Below are 14387 nucleotides of genomic sequence, written 5' to 3'. Positions count from 1 at the left end.
AGTCGATGCCGCGGTCGCGGGCCCGATCGACGATCACCTCGGGGAGCGCGTCGGCGTACTCCCCGCCGCCGTACTGGAGCGCGCAGTCCCCCTCGTACTCGAAGAGGGACTCGGCCGCCGAGACCAGCTCGTCGTTCGGGAACGAGTCGGGATAGGGGAACCCGAAGCTCAGCGGGACGGCGTCCGCGTCCCGGATCGACCGCCAGCCCCCGTACACGGAGCCGTCCTTCGTCTCCCGAACCGTCTCGCTGAACAGATGATCGAGATCGTCCGAGTTTGATCCGTCCATTCGGTATCACATACCACGTTTCGACTCAAGAACATAAACGTACTGCCGGCAAAAGTCGAATGATCAATCACATATTGACAATATAGTCGCGTTATCAACAGCGCAGTCAGACCGGCACCGGACGCGCGCGAGCGCCACGTTCGCGGGGGCTCCGGGCGCCGGAGGCCGGCGTCGGCTCACTCCGCCACGGAGACCAGCTCCATCAGCGGGTAGCCGTCCTCCATCGCCATCCGCGTGCGGACCGTGACGCCCTCGTACGCGATCCGCATCTCGACGTCCATCAGCGAGCCGGTGAGCTCGGTGTAGCCGTTCTCGTGGTCGATGGCGTCGGCCACGCGGTCGTCGTGGATCGTCACGTCGACCGCCTCGCAGTGCGGCTGGTTCTCTATCGACTCCGCCATCGCGGTCTCCATGCTCCGCGTGCTCGACGGGCTGATCGGCGTGCCGGCGAACTGGTGGTACAGCGAGCCGAACTTGATCCCCGCCTCGAAACACGCCTGCTGGGCGTCGGTTGCCATGCCGGAACGCGGCCGCGGCGAGCTAAGAAGGTTCTGGCGCCGGAACGAAGCCGGGTCAGTCGGCGGACAGCGGGAGCAGTCCCCCGTCGTCATCGTCGTCGTCTGTCGTGTTCCCGTCGGTCGTATTTCCGTCGGTCGACCCGTCGTCGGTCGTGTTCCCGTCCGTCGAGTCTCCGCCGCTCGTGCCGTCGTCGGTCGTGTTCCCGTCGGAGGTGCCGCCGTCGCTCGACCCGTCGTCGGAGCCGCCCGAGCCGCTCGCGCTCCCGTCGCCGGGCCCCCGGTGGAGCCCCTCGTCGAAGATGTCGGTCTCGACCGTCTCCTCGTGCGTCAGGGCGTCGAGTGGGACGGTGACCCGCTCGCCGCCGGGCAGTTCGACCACCGCGTAGAACTCGATCCGGAGGTCGCTCACCTGGTGGCCGTTGACCGACTCGTCGAGGTGCGTGACCCACCAGTCGTCGAGGCGCTCGTTGCGGAGCGCGGCGGTGAGCTCGACGGTCTCGGAGCCGTACGAGGGGACGACGTACTCCTCCGCGGTCGACCCCGAGCCCATCTCGACGCCGTTCATCGTGACGTCGTAGCCGATCTCCGTGACGACGTACGGTTCGAGGTTGGGGTTGTACACGTCGAACTCCATCGCGATCGGCGTCTCGGCGTCGGTCACCGTCCCCCAGCGCCCGCGCGTCTCGTTGACGTAGAGGACCGGGTCGTCGACCAGCGGGGCGTCGGCGTTCACCGGGCGGGTCTCCTCGGAGGCGAACGCCCCGATGAGGTCCGTCTCGATCTCGCGGGTGCGGCTGAGGTTCGTGCCCCGACCGAGGAACTCCGAGGAGACCCGCGCGTCGATCGCGACGGTCGTCCGCTCGTCGTTCCGGACGTGGCTGGTCCACCACGGGGGGATCGCCTCGTTGTCCAGGTCCGTCTCGAACGCGATCGACGAGTTCCCGGCCGCGACGCTGACCCCCTCGCGGCCGCCGCGCGCCATCTCGACGTCGTTCATCGAGACGGCGTAATCGATCGAGACGCCGTCGAGGCCGACGCCGAACGGGTTCGGGTTCGAGACGACGAGGTCCGTCTCGACGACCGTCGTCTCGTCCGTCACGTCGCCGAAGGAGTTGTTGACGGCGGCGACGCTCGGGACGCCGAACACGCCGAGGGCGAACGCCCCGCCGACCGCGGCGGCGACGACGACCAGTCCGACGAGGGCGGTCCCGACCTTGCTGGCGGTGAGCGTCGCCGCGACGCGGTCGAGAGCCATGCGGGTGCGTTTCGATCCGGCGGTAAAGTCGTGTCGCTCGGTGTCGTCGGGGCCGCTCGTAGCCCCGGCTCGGGCGGGGAACCGAAGGCGTTTGGTGCGGCGGCCGGAACGGACCGGTATGAACCAGCTCCGCGTCAGCGGCGGGCGAGTGCTCCGGCCCGACGGTCGGGTCGAGCGGGCGGACGTCGCGGTCGACCGAGACGAGGGGACGATCCGGGCCGTCGGGGGGCCGAGCGACGTCGACGACGCGGTCGGCGGGGCGACCGACGAGACGCTCGACGCGTCGGGGTCGCTCGTGATCCCGGGGCTCGTCAACGCGCACACGCACGTCGCGATGACGCTGCTCCGCGGGTACGCCGACGACAAGCCGCTCGACCCGTGGCTGCGCGAGGACATCTGGCCGGCGGAGGCCGAACTGACTCCCGACGACATCGAAGCGGGCGCCGAGCTCGGCGCGCTGGAGATGATCCGGTCGGGGACGACCGCGTTCGCGGACATGTACTTCGCGATGGACCGGGTGGCGGCCGTCGTCGACCGCGCCGGCCTGCGCGCGCGCCTCGGCCACGGCGTGGTGACGGTCGGGAAAGACGACGCGGACGCGCGGAGCGACGTGGCAGAGAGCCTCGCGGTCGCCCGCGAGCTCGACGGCGCGGCGGACGGCCGGATCCGCACGGCGTTCATGCCGCACTCGCTGACGACGGTCGGCGAGGAGTACCTCCGCGAGGGCGTCGCCGAGGCGCGCGAGGCCGGCGTGCCGATCCACCTCCACGCGAACGAGACGACGGACGAGGTCGAGCCGATCGTCGACGAGCGCGGGGAGCGACCGATCGCGTACGCCGAGGCCCTCGACGCGCTCGGCCCGGACGACTTCTTCGCGCACGGCGTCCACGTCGACGAGACCGAGATCGACCGGCTCGCGGCGGCGGGGACCGCGGTCGTTCACTGCCCGGCCTCGAACATGAAGCTCGCCAGCGGGATGGCGCCGGTTCAGCGGCTCCGCGAGGCCGGCGTGACGGTCGCGCTCGGCACCGACGGGGCGGCCTCGAACAACGACCTCGACGTGTTCGACGAGATGCGCGACGCCGCCATGCTCGGGAAGCTCGCCGCGGACGACGCGAGCGCGGTCCCCGCCGGCGCCGCCGTGGAGATGGCGACGGCCGGCGGCGCGGACGCCCTCGGACTCCCCGGCGGCCGGATCGAGGCGGGCGCGGCCGCCGACATCGCGGTGGTCGACCTCGACGCGCCGCACCTGACGCCGGTCCACGACCCCGTCTCGCAGCTGGCGTACGCGGCGCGCGGCAGCGACGTGCGTCACACGGTGTGCGACGGCCGGGTCCTCATGCGCGACCGCGAGGTGTTGACGCTCGACGCCGAGTCGGTCCAAGAGCGCGCCGCAAGCGCCGCGAGCGACCTCGTCGACCGCGTCGAGTCGGCATAGCGGGCGCACACGCTGTTTCTCGACAGAACTGCGGTGGCGCGGACCTGCGAGCGGCCGCCCCCGGCGGCCGCGAAGCCAGCACGCGCGAGGTCGTCGGGCGACGCCCGACTGACGAGGCTGGGGCTTTGGAGGTGTTCTCCGCGAGAACGACGTAGATCACGACTACGTAACCGTATCGCGCGCGAGCGACGACCGACCCGAAGTCGGGGGCGAATCCGGGTTCGGTCGCGGCCAGATACGCGGGCGAGCGCCAGATATACGAAATAGCTGTTTCAGCGCCGTTAACCCGGGTCCAAACCGAATTAAACCGCGTTAAGCGACTTCGCTTTTTATACAGATAGGGGGATTGGACCGGAGTGGACATGAGCGAACGCACGACAGCAATCCTACTGGTCGCGGTCGTCGCGCTCGGCGCGATGACCGGCGTGGCGGCCGCCGAGGGTCACCTCGGAGTGGCCGTCGAGCAGGACGCGGACGGGACAGCGACGGTCACGGTGACCGAGAACGACACCGCGGTCGAGAACGCCACGGTGGTAGTGAGCGTGGTCGACGCGGAGAACGAGTCGTACGCGGGAGCGGGCGAGTACGAGACGGACGCCAACGGCACCGTCGAGCTCCCCGCGCCCGAGGAGGACGTCGCGGTCGACGTGACCGCCGCGGCGGATAACGAGACCGCCTCGACGACGGTCGACCTCGAGGCGCCCGACGGCCTCGAGCTCGACGTCGAGAACACCGACGGCGAGCCCGTCGTCACGGTGACGAATAACGACACCGCGGTCGAGAACGCCTCCGTCAACGTCACGACCGCCGACGAGAACGCCTCCTACGTCGGCGAGGGCGACTACGAGACGGACGCCAACGGCACGGTGACGCTGCCCGCCGCCGAGGAGGACGTGACCGTGGACGTCACGGCCGAGTACGAGAACGAGAGCGTCTCGGAGACGGTCGAACTCGAGGCCCCCGACGGCCTCGAACTCGACGTCGAGAACACCGACGGCGAGCCCATCGTCACGGTGACGGACGACGACGCCGCGGTCGAGAACGCCTCGGTCGTCGTCGAACTCGCGGACGAGGCCGGTGAGAACGCCTCGTACAACGGGACGGGCGAGTACGAGACGGACGCCAACGGCACGGTGACGCTTCCCGACGCCGAGGAAGACGTCACCGTCGAGATCACCGCCGCGTACGAGAACGAGAGCGTCTCCGAGACGGTCGAGCTGACCGCCGAAGCGGAGGACGACGAGGCCGCGGCGCAGCCGTTCGGCCAGCTCGTCCGGGACTTCATCGAGGGGCTCGAGAACCGCGAGGGCGGCATCGGCGCCGCCGTCTCGGACTTCGTGACCGAGAACAACCCCGGTAACGCGCCGGACCACGCCGGCGGCCCCGGCGGCCCCGACGACGCCGACGACGAGGGCGCGGAGAACGAGACCGACGCGCCCGGCAACGCGCCGGACGGCGTCGGCCCCGACGGCGAGCAGGGCCCGCCGGACCACGCCGGCGACGACGCGGAGGACGGTGAGGACGACGCCGACGACGAATCCGAAGCGGACGAGTCTGAGGACGACGACGCGGACGAGGACGAGACCGAGGAAGACGACGCCGAAGAAGACGAGGCCGAGGAGGACGACGAAGACGAGGAAGATGAGGACGACGACGAGGACGATGAAGACGACGAGGACGGCGAGAGCGGCCCGCCGGACCACGCGGGCGGCCCGGGCGGTAACTGACGACGCGGTCCGCGGTTCGGTTCGGTGACGCGGGCGGCGGTCGCCGCTGACCGAGGCCCTCTTTTCTGAGCGTACGCCGGTGTCGGCAGGGTTTAGTGCGCCGTGAGCGAACCGATACGTATGAGCGAAACCGCGTATCCGCCGGTGTCACAGCACCTCTCGGACGTCGAAGCGGCCCGCGAGGAGGGCCGCCGGAAGATGGACTGGGCGCTCCAGCACATGCCAATCTTGAACGCGCTGCGCGAGGAGTTCGTCGACGAGCAGCCGCTCGCCGGCGAGACCATCGCGATGGCGATGCACGTCGAGGCGAAGACGGCGAACCTCGTCGAACTGCTCGCCGAGGGCGGCGCCGAGGTGGCGATCACCGGCTGTAACCCCCTCTCGACGCACGACGACGTGTCGGCCGCGCTCGACGACCACGAGTCGATCACCTCCTACGCCGTGCGGGGCGTCGACGACGACGAGTACTACGACGCGATGCACGCCTGCATCGCCCACGAGCCGACCATCACCGTCGACGACGGGATGGACATGGTGAAGCTCGTCCACGAGGAGTACCCCGGCCTGATCGACACCATCGTCGGCGGGGCCGAGGAGACGACCACCGGCGTCGACCGGCTGCGCGCGATGGACGCGGACGGCGAGCTCCACTACCCCGTCTTCGCCGTCAACGACACGCCGATGAAACAGCTGTTCGACAACGTCCACGGCACGGGCGAGTCGTCGCTCGCGACCATCGCGATGACGACGAACCTCTCGTGGGCCGGGAAGAACGTCGTCGTCGGCGGCTACGGCCAGTGCGGGAAGGGCGTCGCGAAGAAGGCCGCCGGCCAGAACGCGAACGTCATCGTCTGCGAGGTCGACCCGCGGAAGGCGCTCGAAGCCCACATGGAGGGGTACGAGGTGCTCCCCATGAAGGAGGCCGCGGCGAAGGGCGACGTGTTCATCACGACGACGGGCAACCGCGACGTGATCACCCGCGAGCACTTCGAAGAGATGAGCGACGGCGTCCTGCTCGCGAACGCCGGCCACTTCGACGTGGAGGTGAACCTCGACGACCTCGACGACCTCGCCGTGGACCGCTACGAGGTCCGCGACGGCGTCGAGGGGTTCGAGATGCCCGACGGCCGCGTGCTCAACGTCATCGCGGAGGGGCGGCTCGTCAACCTCGCCGCGCCGATCGCCCTCGGCCACCCGGTCGAAGTGATGGACCAGAGCTTCGGCGTACAGGCGGTCGTCGTCCGCGAGCTGGCCGCGAACGGCGACGCGTACGACGCCGGCGTCCACGACGTGCCCGACGAGCTCGACCGCGAGGTCGCGGACATCAAGCTCGCCGCCGAGGGCGTCGAGTACGACGACCTCAGCGACGAGCAGCGCGAGTACATGGGGAGCTGGGAGCACGGGACCTGACCCGGCCGGACGGCGACCGCCGAGCCCGCCGGTTCGACCCGCTTTTGTGCCGCGCGACCGTACCGGACGTATGAATCTTACCGCGGTGTTACACTCCGGATTCGGTGTCTCGGTGTTGGCCGGAATCCTCGTCTCGGACATGACGCTTCGCATCGCCGCGTTCGCGCTCGGCGCGGTCCTCTTCGTCGCCGGCATCGTCGCGTCGCGGCGGGGCGACTGAGACGACACACACCGGCGCGCGCCCTTTTTCAGCCGCGACCGCGTACGAGAGCCAGTGACAGTCACGAGCGTCCACGACCCGAGCCACCGCGAGGCCCTCTGGGAGCTGGAGGACGCCTTCGAGCGCGGCGACCTCGTCAGCCTCTTCGGCCGCTGTACGGTCTCCTACGAGGGCCGCGCCGCCTCCGACCTCGGTCCCGGCGACCGGCTGGTGGTGCTGAAGCCCGACGGGGCCGCCCTCGTCCACACCGACGAGGGCCGCCAGCCGGTCAACTGGCAGCCGCCGGGATCGGAACACCGCGCCGCGGTGCGCGACGGGCGGCTCCGCGTGCGCTCGACGCGGAGCAGCCCCGACGAGACCCTGACGGTCCGCTTCGCGGCCGTCCACCAGCTCTCCGCGATGAGCGTGACCGGCGGCCGCGACCTCACCCTCCACGGCAGCGAGGAGGACCTCCGGACCCGGATCCTTGAACGCCCCGACCTCGTCGAAGCGGGGTTCGAACCCCGCGAGACCGAGCGTCCCTCCGGCGCCGGCCCGATGGACGTCTTCGGCGTCGACGCCGACGGCACGCCGGTCGTCGTCGAGCTGAAGCGCCGCCGGGTCGGCCCGGACGCCGTGGGACAGCTGGCGCGATACGTCCGGGCGCTCCGCGAGGAGTTCGGGATCGAGGCAAGTGACAGCGAGGCCGACGACGAGACCGCCAGCGACGGGGGCGACGACGAGGCCGACGGAGCGGGGTCGCCGGAGGTGCGCGGGATCTTAGTCGCCCCGTCGGTCACCGACCGCGCCGCGGAGCGGCTCGCGGACCGCGGGTTCGACCACGTCGCGCTCGAACCGACGCCGGAGGAGTGAGCGGGCGGCGTGTCAACGCAGACCACAATCCGGCGGATCGCCGGCGCTGACTCCCCGAGGAGCCGCGGCGGACGCCTCGCTATCGAAGGGTTTATCGCCGCAGCGCGGGCTACATCGGACAAGTAGCCATGTCTGACAAACCCGCCTCTATGTATCGGACGATCGACAAGCCGTCGTACACCCGCCGGGAGTACATCACGGGCATCCCCGGCTCGAAGATCGCCCAGCACAACATGGGCGACCTCTCCGCGGAGCCGGACGACTACCCCGTCCAGATCAGCCTCCGCGTCGAGGAGGAGCTCCAGGTCCGACACGGCTCGCTGGAGAGCGCGCGCCTCTCGGCGAACCGCCACCTGATCAAGGAGCTCGGCGAGGGGAACTACAAGATGACCCTTCGCAAGTTCCCCCACCAGGTCATCCGAGAGAACAAGCAGGCGACCGGGGCCGGCGCGGACCGCGTCTCCGACGGGATGCGGCAGGCGTTCGGTAAGCCGGTCGGCACCGCCGCGCGGCTCAACAAGGACGACGTCGTCTTCACGGCCTACTGCGACGTCGAGCAGGCCTCCGTCGTGAAGGAGGCGTTCCGCCGCGCGTACAACAAGCTCTCGCCGCCGTGCCGGATCACGGTCGACCGCGGCGAGAAGCTGCTCGTCTCGTAGACCCCTCGACCCCGACCCCGTCCGTGAGGCGGGTTTTTCTCCGCGCGTTCGCGTGACGTAGCCGCGGCGCCGCGTGTCTCCGAACCGGTTCCGATCCCCGAGCCGAACACCTGAAATACCTCGCTCGCGTACCGCACGGCAGTGTCACAGCAGCTGGCCGAGGTCGAGACGCTGTTCCTCCACGAGGCGCGGAGCGACTACACCGTCGTCGCGAACCGCGACGGCAAGCGCGTGCTCCGCGGGCGGCTCGAACTCAAGGAGACCTCCGCGGGCCCGCGCCCGGGGAAGTTCCGGGTGATCCGCGACGGGGAGGACCACCCCCGCCAGCCGGACGAGTTCGTCGACCTCGCGCGGGCGGCCGGTCGGATCCGCATCTCCGAGCAGACCTCGCCGGAGAACCGGACGCGGCTGAAGGAGATGCTCGACGGCTACCAGCTGGAGGCGACGGCGGTCCGGACCTGCCGGCGCTGCGCGAGCGACGGGCGCTACGGGCCGATCACGAGCGAGGACGCCATCGACCACAACGGCGAGCTGATCTGTCGGGACTGCGCCCGCCGGGAGTTAGAGCGGGAGCTGTCGTACAAAGGGGAGTTCACGGGCGCGGCCGAGGAACGCCTCGAGGAGCTGCTGTACGAGTCGGGCGACCTCGACCGGATCGTGAGTCTCCTCCAGGGCGGACTCGACCCCGACCTCACGAAGTACGACGAGGTGTCGGCGAACGTCGACGACGTCTCGCCCGTCCGGACCGAAGACTTGGACCTCCATCCGGACCTCTCTTCGCACCTCCAAGGCCGCTTCGAGGAGCTACTGCCGGTCCAGAGTCTCTCCGTGCGGAACGGCCTGCTCGACGGCGACGACCAGCTCGTGGTGAGCGCCACGGCGACGGGGAAGACGCTCGTCGGCGAGCTGACCGGGATCGACCGCGCGCTGAAGGGGGACGGGAAGCTGCTCTTCTTGGTCCCGCTCGTCGCGCTCGCCAACCAGAAGCACGAGGACTTCGAGGAGCGCTACGGCGACCTGCTCGACGTGTCGATCCGGGTCGGCTCCTCGCGGGTGAACGACGACGGCAACCGCTTCGACCCGCACGCCGACGTGATCGTCGGCACCTACGAGGGGATCGACCACGCGCTCCGGACGGGCAAGGACCTCGGCGACGTGGGGACGGTCGTCATCGACGAGGTCCACACGCTGAAGGAGGGCGAGCGCGGCCACCGGCTCGACGGGCTCATCTCCCGGCTGAAGTACTACAGCGAGGACCGGATGGAGACCCGCGCGGGCTACGACGGGACGCAGTTCGTCTACCTCTCGGCGACCGTCGGGAACCCGGAGTGGCTCGCGGAGAAGCTCCGCGCGACGCTCATCGAGTACGAGGAGCGCCCGGTCCCCATCGAGCGCCACGTCACCTTCGCTGACGGCCGCGAGAAGGCGCAGATCGCCGACAAACTCGTCAAGCGGGAGTTCGACACGAAGTCGTCGAAGGGGTACCGCGGCCAGACGATCATCTTCACCAACTCGCGGCGGCGCTGCCACGAGATCAGCCGCAAGCTACGCTACGACTCCGCGCCGTACCACGCCGGGCTCGACTACGGCCGCCGGAAGAAGGTCGAGCGCCAGTTCGGGAACCAGGACCTCTCGGCGGTCGTCACCACCGCGGCGCTGGCGGCCGGGGTCGACTTCCCCGCCTCGCAGGTGATCTTCGACTCGCTGGCGATGGGGATCGAGTGGCTCTCGGTCCAGGAGTTCTCGCAGATGCTCGGGCGCGCCGGACGCCCGGACTACCACGACCGCGGCCGCGTCTACCTCCTCGTCGAGCCGGACGGCGTCTACCACGGCTCGATGGACCGCACCGAGGACGAGGTGGCGTTCACCCTTTTAAAAGGCGAGATGGAAGACGTCGCGACCCACTACGACGAGACCGCGGCCGCCGAGGAGACGCTCGCGAACGTCGTCGTGGCCGGCAAGAAGGCCAAGCGCCTCAACGACCGCATGATCGGCGAGGTCCCCACGAAGCACGCGCTCGGGAAGCTGCTGGAGTGGAACTTCATCGACGGCTTCGAGCCCACGCCGCTCGGCCGCGGCGTCACCAGGCACTTCCTCGCGCCCGACGAGGCGTTCTTCATCCTCGACTCGGTCCGAAAGGGAACCGACCCGTACGACATCGTCGCCGACCTCGAACGGCGCGACGACGAGGAGTGAGCGGCGCGAAGCGCAACGAAACCCTTTAGCGGCTCTTCGGGGTACGTAAGAGTGTGGGGCCGTGGGGTAGTGGTATCCTCGCTGCCTTGGGTGCAGTGGACCTGAGTTCGACTCTCAGCGGCCCCATGTTCATTCTGATTCGGTACAGACCGTTTCTCGCAACTCCTCGTATAACTCCGGGTGATGCTCTCGAAGAATGTCGACATCAGTAGCTAGTTCATCATCAATGCGATTCCGGATCCTCGAGATCGCCTGATACCGTTGTGAATCAGCATCTTCCGAGCGAAGATGACTCCTCTCAGTTTCCGTGAGCAGGGCGCGGGTTCGAGCCATACATTTCATGAAAATTGAAAGAGTATCTATCTACTGTAATTCCGCCGTAGTTTGTGAATATACAAATGATATTAAGATTGGATATAGTAGAATACAGTATCTATGGAATCGCATCGACGGGGCGATTTAACAGAGCAAATTGTCATTACCGAATTAAAGAGACGGGAGATTAGTGTCTCGACGCCGGTTGGAGACAACGAACGATACGATATTGTTATCGAACAACCCCGAGGAGACCTGTTGAGAGCGCAGGTCAAAACAGGTCGGTTGAAAGACGGAACGATCCGATTCAGCGGGCTGAGTCAGCACACGAACGCATCAGGTCATACATATGAGAGATACGGAGAGGGTATCGATTGTTTTGTCGTCTACTGCTATGATACAGATCAGACGTATCTGATACCCGCTGCCGAGGTGGGAACCTCGATGTATCTGCGAGTCGATGCTCCTGACAAGGAGACGAGACAGGTCAACTGGGCCGAAAAGTACCGACTGGAAGAACAATGGCCAATCGAAGAGAATGACAACTCGGATACGATAGACTCGACAGTCATCGAGAAACTCCGGGAAGAAGACGTGTCGGTGTACTGTAATCCAGAAGACGAAGATCAGAGAACTGTCCTTGTAGAAGACACAGCTGGAGACGTTTCGAAGGTCGGTATCCAAAGAGCTTGGCGAGTTGAGAACCGGATCAGGTGTACCTTGGAGTCGGAGGCGGACTACTATCTGATTTACTGCGAACCGCTTGATCAGACATTCTCTGTCCGCGCAGCAGAGTTTGGTGAGTCAGTCTCTCTCCGGATAAAGGAAGGTTGTGAGAATCCGTCAAGGGCGAAGTTGGCAGACGACTACGCGTTTGAAGATAATTGGCCGCCAGTGGTAGACCCCTCTGGGACATCTACCTCTGCCTCACTTGTGTCGAGAACGGTTGAGATGGTGGAATCAGATAGATACACGTCAACGGTGTCAACAGACTGTGACGATAGGCAGACGATCATCGCTAACGAGGAAAATTGCGAGTTCCGTCTCCGCGTTGAGTCCGCCTGGCTCGAAGACGGCTTATTGCGGTTCGACGTTACAGAGCCGGCTGATTTCTACGTAATCGAGCATCCTGAAGAAGTAGAGACGTATCTCATACCAGATGACGCGTTCGAGAAGTCGATATCGTTGAGGGTTGAGCCACCTGAAAAGAGCAGTCCGCGAATAAATTACGCGGCGGATTTCAGATTTGAGGAGAGGTGGCCACCATAGTAGCTCAACGCCCGAGTTAGAGACCACCGAGTATCAGGGCAGCAGCCTCAGGCCAAGTCAGTCAGCGATTGCTGTTCGTACACGTCGGGGTCGGCGGGGGGCGCGTCCCGGACCTCGGGGTAGTACTCCAGCAGCTGCGTCGCCAGCTCCTCGCCGAGCCGAACGGGCACAGCGTTGCCGATCTGTTTCATCACGTCGGTCTTGGTCCCCTCGAAGACGAACTCGTCGGGGAACGTCTGGAGCCGCGCCATCTCGCGGGGCGTGAGGTAGCGGTCCTCGCGCGGGTGGATGAATACGTTCGTGCTCACCGTCAGCGACGGCTCCTCGGGGTCGAGCCGGCGGAGGTACGTCCCGTACCGCTTGACGATCTCCGGCTCGTGCGGACAGGCGTCGGTGTCCTCGCAGTCGCACTGGTACTTCTTCGTCTTCAGGCGGTCGGGGAGGTCGCGGTAGTAGCCGCCCGGGGGGACGTGGCGGATGCGTTCGAGCGTCTTCTCACCGGTGTTCGCGTACGTCATGTTCGGGAGGTCGTCGCTCGCGTCGGCGAGCGCCTCGCCGGCCGTGCGCCAGCTCCCCTCGGGCGTCGTCGGCTCCGGGAAGCGGATCGGCACGTCGCGGTCGGTGCCCATGAAGAAGATCCGGCGGCGCTTCTGGGGGACTCCGTACTGTTCGGCCTCGAGCACCCGGTACTCGCACTTGTAGCCGTGGGCCGCGAACTCGTCGACGATGAGGTCTTTCACGTACCGGTCGTCGCTGGTCTGGCGGTTGATCAGGTCCCGGACGTTCTCCATCAGCACCAGCTGCGGTTCGAGGACGGAGACGACCCGGAGGAACTCCTCGAACAGCGTGTTCCGGCGGTCCTTCTCCATCTCGTCGAGCTCGATCTGCTCGTTGTTGAGTCGGCTGAACCCCTGACACGGCGGTCCGCCGATCACCACGTCGACGCCGTCGGGGTCGTAGCCCGCGCCCGCGACCGCGTCGCGGATCGCCGGGGCGCCCAGCTCGCGGACGTCCGCCTCGAGGAACTCGGTGTCGGCGAAGTTCCGTCGGTACGTCTCCGCGGCCGGCTCCCACTGGTCGCTGCCGAGGGCCACGTCGAAGCCCGCCCGCTCGAAGCCCAGGTCGAGGCCGCCGCAGCCGGAGAAGAAGCCGGCGACGACCGGCGCGTCGGCGTCGTCGCTCGCGGCGTCGGAGCCGGAGCCGACGTCCGACTCGGGGCCGGGGTCGGCGTCAGCGCCCACCGGCCTCACCTCGCCGGAGCGTGGGCGCGCGTGCTCGGTCCATTTCGTGCCTCGATTCGCCGCGGGCGCATAAAAGCGTCACACCTCGGCGCGGGACTGGCGGTGCGTGGGCGGCCGGCGAGTCGTCGCCGGGGTCAGGCCCGCCGCTCGCTGATCTCCTCGGCGATCCGCTCGTCGGGGCGGCGGAGCTCGCCGGACTCGACCTCGTAGACGTAGCCGGAGACAGTGGTGTCGTCCGGAATGAACGCCGACTCGCGGAGGTACTCGATCTGCGCGGCGCAGGCCGCGTCGATGTCGTCGGTCATCTTCACCCAGTCGAGGAGGTCGGCGTCGCCGATCGTGAGCTCCGGCAGCGACGGGTCGAGGTCCGCGGCGTCGACGTCGCCCGCCTCGGCTTCGAGCCCCTCGCGGATCGCCTCGTCGGGCGCGCTCATCATCCCGCAGTCGGTGTGGTTGATCACGACGATCTCGTCGGTGTCGAAGAAGTTCGTCGTGAGCGCGGCCGACCGGATCACGTCGTCGGTCACCTTGCCGCCGGCGTTGCGGAACACCTGCGCGTCGCCGAGGTCGATGCCGAGCGCCTCCTCGATCGGGATTCGCTCGTCCATACAGGCGACGACGAGGAGGTTCTCGTCGGTCGGGATCCCCTTGCGCCGGCGGCGCGCCCAGTCGTCGCGCTCGTCGACCGCGGCGTCGAGGTGTTCGTGGTGCGCGTCGTGGTCGGCGTGGTCGTGCGATGGCATCGACGGATCGGAGGGGCGGGAGAAACGGGCCCGTTGCGGAAGCCCCGATCCGCGCCGTCGCCCCGGATCGGCGGCGATATCGTCCGATTTCGAGGATCAGTCGAACCGGGTTCCCCGGATTCGACCGACGCGACCGGGACGAGGCGGGCCGCCGGCGCCCTTTCGAAATCCTTTTGTCTCGAATCGGCGTTGATGCGAGTGCGAGCCGCCTTAGCTCAGACTGGGAGAGCACTCGACTGAAGATCGAGCTGTCCC

At 67.7% G+C, this 14387-nt stretch carries 12 protein-coding genes, 1 tRNA gene and 1 pseudogene; 9 read left to right on the top strand and 5 right to left on the bottom strand.

Going from position 1 to position 14387, the window contains the following annotated elements:
* From Q0116_RS01440 to Q0116_RS01430, 3 genes and pseudogenes are all read right to left on the bottom strand, one after another.
* Positions 1-289, bottom strand: a pseudogene (locus tag Q0116_RS01440) (PLP-dependent aminotransferase family protein); the annotation flags it as partial.
* Positions 290-465: 176 nt separating this feature from the next.
* Positions 466-807 carry a dihydroneopterin aldolase family protein gene (locus Q0116_RS01435; protein ID WP_297884802.1) on the bottom strand — a complete coding sequence of 114 codons (342 nt, stop codon included), beginning with the start codon at positions 805-807 and terminating at the stop codon, positions 466-468.
* 55 nt (positions 808-862) lie between these two features.
* Positions 863-2062, bottom strand: coding sequence for an LEA type 2 family protein (locus Q0116_RS01430; protein ID WP_297884800.1), 1200 nt, complete (start codon positions 2060-2062; stop codon positions 863-865).
* A 118-nt stretch (positions 2063-2180) separates the two neighbouring features.
* On the opposite strand from Q0116_RS01430, the gene Q0116_RS01425 reads away from it, so the two are divergent.
* The 9 genes from Q0116_RS01425 to Q0116_RS01380 all read left to right on the top strand — a co-directional run bounded on the left by Q0116_RS01425 (position 2181) and on the right by Q0116_RS01380 (position 12148).
* Positions 2181-3500 carry an amidohydrolase gene (locus Q0116_RS01425; protein ID WP_297884798.1) on the top strand — a complete coding sequence of 440 codons (1320 nt, stop codon included), beginning with the start codon at positions 2181-2183 and terminating at the stop codon, positions 3498-3500.
* A 362-nt stretch (positions 3501-3862) separates the two neighbouring features.
* Complete coding sequence (locus Q0116_RS01420; protein WP_297884796.1) at positions 3863-5227, top strand: DNA primase; 1365 nt, start codon at positions 3863-3865, stop codon at positions 5225-5227.
* 120 nt (positions 5228-5347) lie between these two features.
* Positions 5348-6637: an adenosylhomocysteinase gene (locus Q0116_RS01415; protein ID WP_297884794.1), complete on the top strand. Its 1290-nt coding sequence runs from the start codon at positions 5348-5350 to the stop codon at positions 6635-6637.
* Positions 6638-6707: 70 nt separating this feature from the next.
* Entirely contained in the window at positions 6708-6857 is a 150-nt protein-coding gene (locus Q0116_RS01410) for a hypothetical protein (protein ID WP_297884792.1), read from the top strand.
* Positions 6858-6911: 54 nt separating this feature from the next.
* The gene (nucS, locus tag Q0116_RS01405; protein WP_297884790.1) at positions 6912-7709 is read left to right on the top strand and encodes an endonuclease NucS; all 798 of its coding nucleotides are present in this window, start codon (positions 6912-6914) and stop codon (positions 7707-7709) included.
* 128 nt (positions 7710-7837) lie between these two features.
* The gene (locus Q0116_RS01400; protein ID WP_004599151.1) at positions 7838-8368 is read left to right on the top strand and encodes a 50S ribosomal protein L16; all 531 of its coding nucleotides are present in this window, start codon (positions 7838-7840) and stop codon (positions 8366-8368) included.
* A gap of 141 nt (positions 8369-8509) precedes the next feature.
* Positions 8510-10564 (top strand): DEAD/DEAH box helicase, encoded by a 2055-nt coding sequence (locus tag Q0116_RS01395; RefSeq protein WP_297884777.1) that lies wholly within the window; start codon positions 8510-8512, stop codon positions 10562-10564.
* Positions 10565-10619: 55 nt separating this feature from the next.
* Positions 10620-10690 (top strand) — tRNA-Pro (locus tag Q0116_RS01390).
* Between the two features lie 309 nt (positions 10691-10999).
* Positions 11000-12148: a group I intron-associated PD-(D/E)XK endonuclease gene (locus Q0116_RS01380; RefSeq protein WP_297884773.1), complete on the top strand. Its 1149-nt coding sequence runs from the start codon at positions 11000-11002 to the stop codon at positions 12146-12148.
* Between the two features lie 47 nt (positions 12149-12195).
* On the opposite strand, the gene Q0116_RS01375 is transcribed toward Q0116_RS01380, so the two are convergent.
* Positions 12196-13389 carry a DNA cytosine methyltransferase gene (locus tag Q0116_RS01375; protein WP_297884771.1) on the bottom strand — a complete coding sequence of 398 codons (1194 nt, stop codon included), beginning with the start codon at positions 13387-13389 and terminating at the stop codon, positions 12196-12198.
* A gap of 134 nt (positions 13390-13523) precedes the next feature.
* Complete coding sequence (locus Q0116_RS01370; RefSeq protein ID WP_297884769.1) at positions 13524-14132, bottom strand: carbonic anhydrase; 609 nt, start codon at positions 14130-14132, stop codon at positions 13524-13526.
* Positions 14133-14387 lie beyond the last annotated feature (255 nt).

The sequence above is a fragment of the uncultured Halorubrum sp. genome, assembly GCF_937146585.1.
GTDB lineage: Archaea > Halobacteriota > Halobacteria > Halobacteriales > Haloferacaceae > Halorubrum > Halorubrum miltondacostae.
Note: the sequence above shows the minus strand (reverse complement) of the source record. Positions and strands in the feature narration are given on the sequence as shown.

What these genes read in the sequence shown, in the direction of transcription:
- Q0116_RS01410 (WP_297884792.1), top strand. Translation starts at nt 6,708, where the DNA reads ATGAATCTTACCGCGGTGTTACACTCCGGATTCGGTGTCTCGGTGTTG.
- Q0116_RS01380 (WP_297884773.1), top strand. Translation starts at nt 11,000, where the DNA reads ATGGAATCGCATCGACGGGGCGATTTAACAGAGCAAATTGTCATTACC.
- Q0116_RS01370 (WP_297884769.1), bottom strand. Translation starts at nt 14,132, where the DNA reads ATGCCATCGCACGACCACGCCGACCACGACGCGCACCACGAACACCTC.
- Q0116_RS01420 (WP_297884796.1), top strand. Translation starts at nt 3,863, where the DNA reads ATGAGCGAACGCACGACAGCAATCCTACTGGTCGCGGTCGTCGCGCTC.
- Q0116_RS01415 (WP_297884794.1), top strand. Translation starts at nt 5,348, where the DNA reads ATGAGCGAAACCGCGTATCCGCCGGTGTCACAGCACCTCTCGGACGTC.
- Q0116_RS01400 (WP_004599151.1), top strand. Translation starts at nt 7,838, where the DNA reads ATGTCTGACAAACCCGCCTCTATGTATCGGACGATCGACAAGCCGTCG.
- Q0116_RS01435 (WP_297884802.1), bottom strand. Translation starts at nt 807, where the DNA reads ATGGCAACCGACGCCCAGCAGGCGTGTTTCGAGGCGGGGATCAAGTTC.
- Q0116_RS01430 (WP_297884800.1), bottom strand. Translation starts at nt 2,062, where the DNA reads ATGGCTCTCGACCGCGTCGCGGCGACGCTCACCGCCAGCAAGGTCGGG.
- Q0116_RS01425 (WP_297884798.1), top strand. Translation starts at nt 2,181, where the DNA reads ATGAACCAGCTCCGCGTCAGCGGCGGGCGAGTGCTCCGGCCCGACGGT.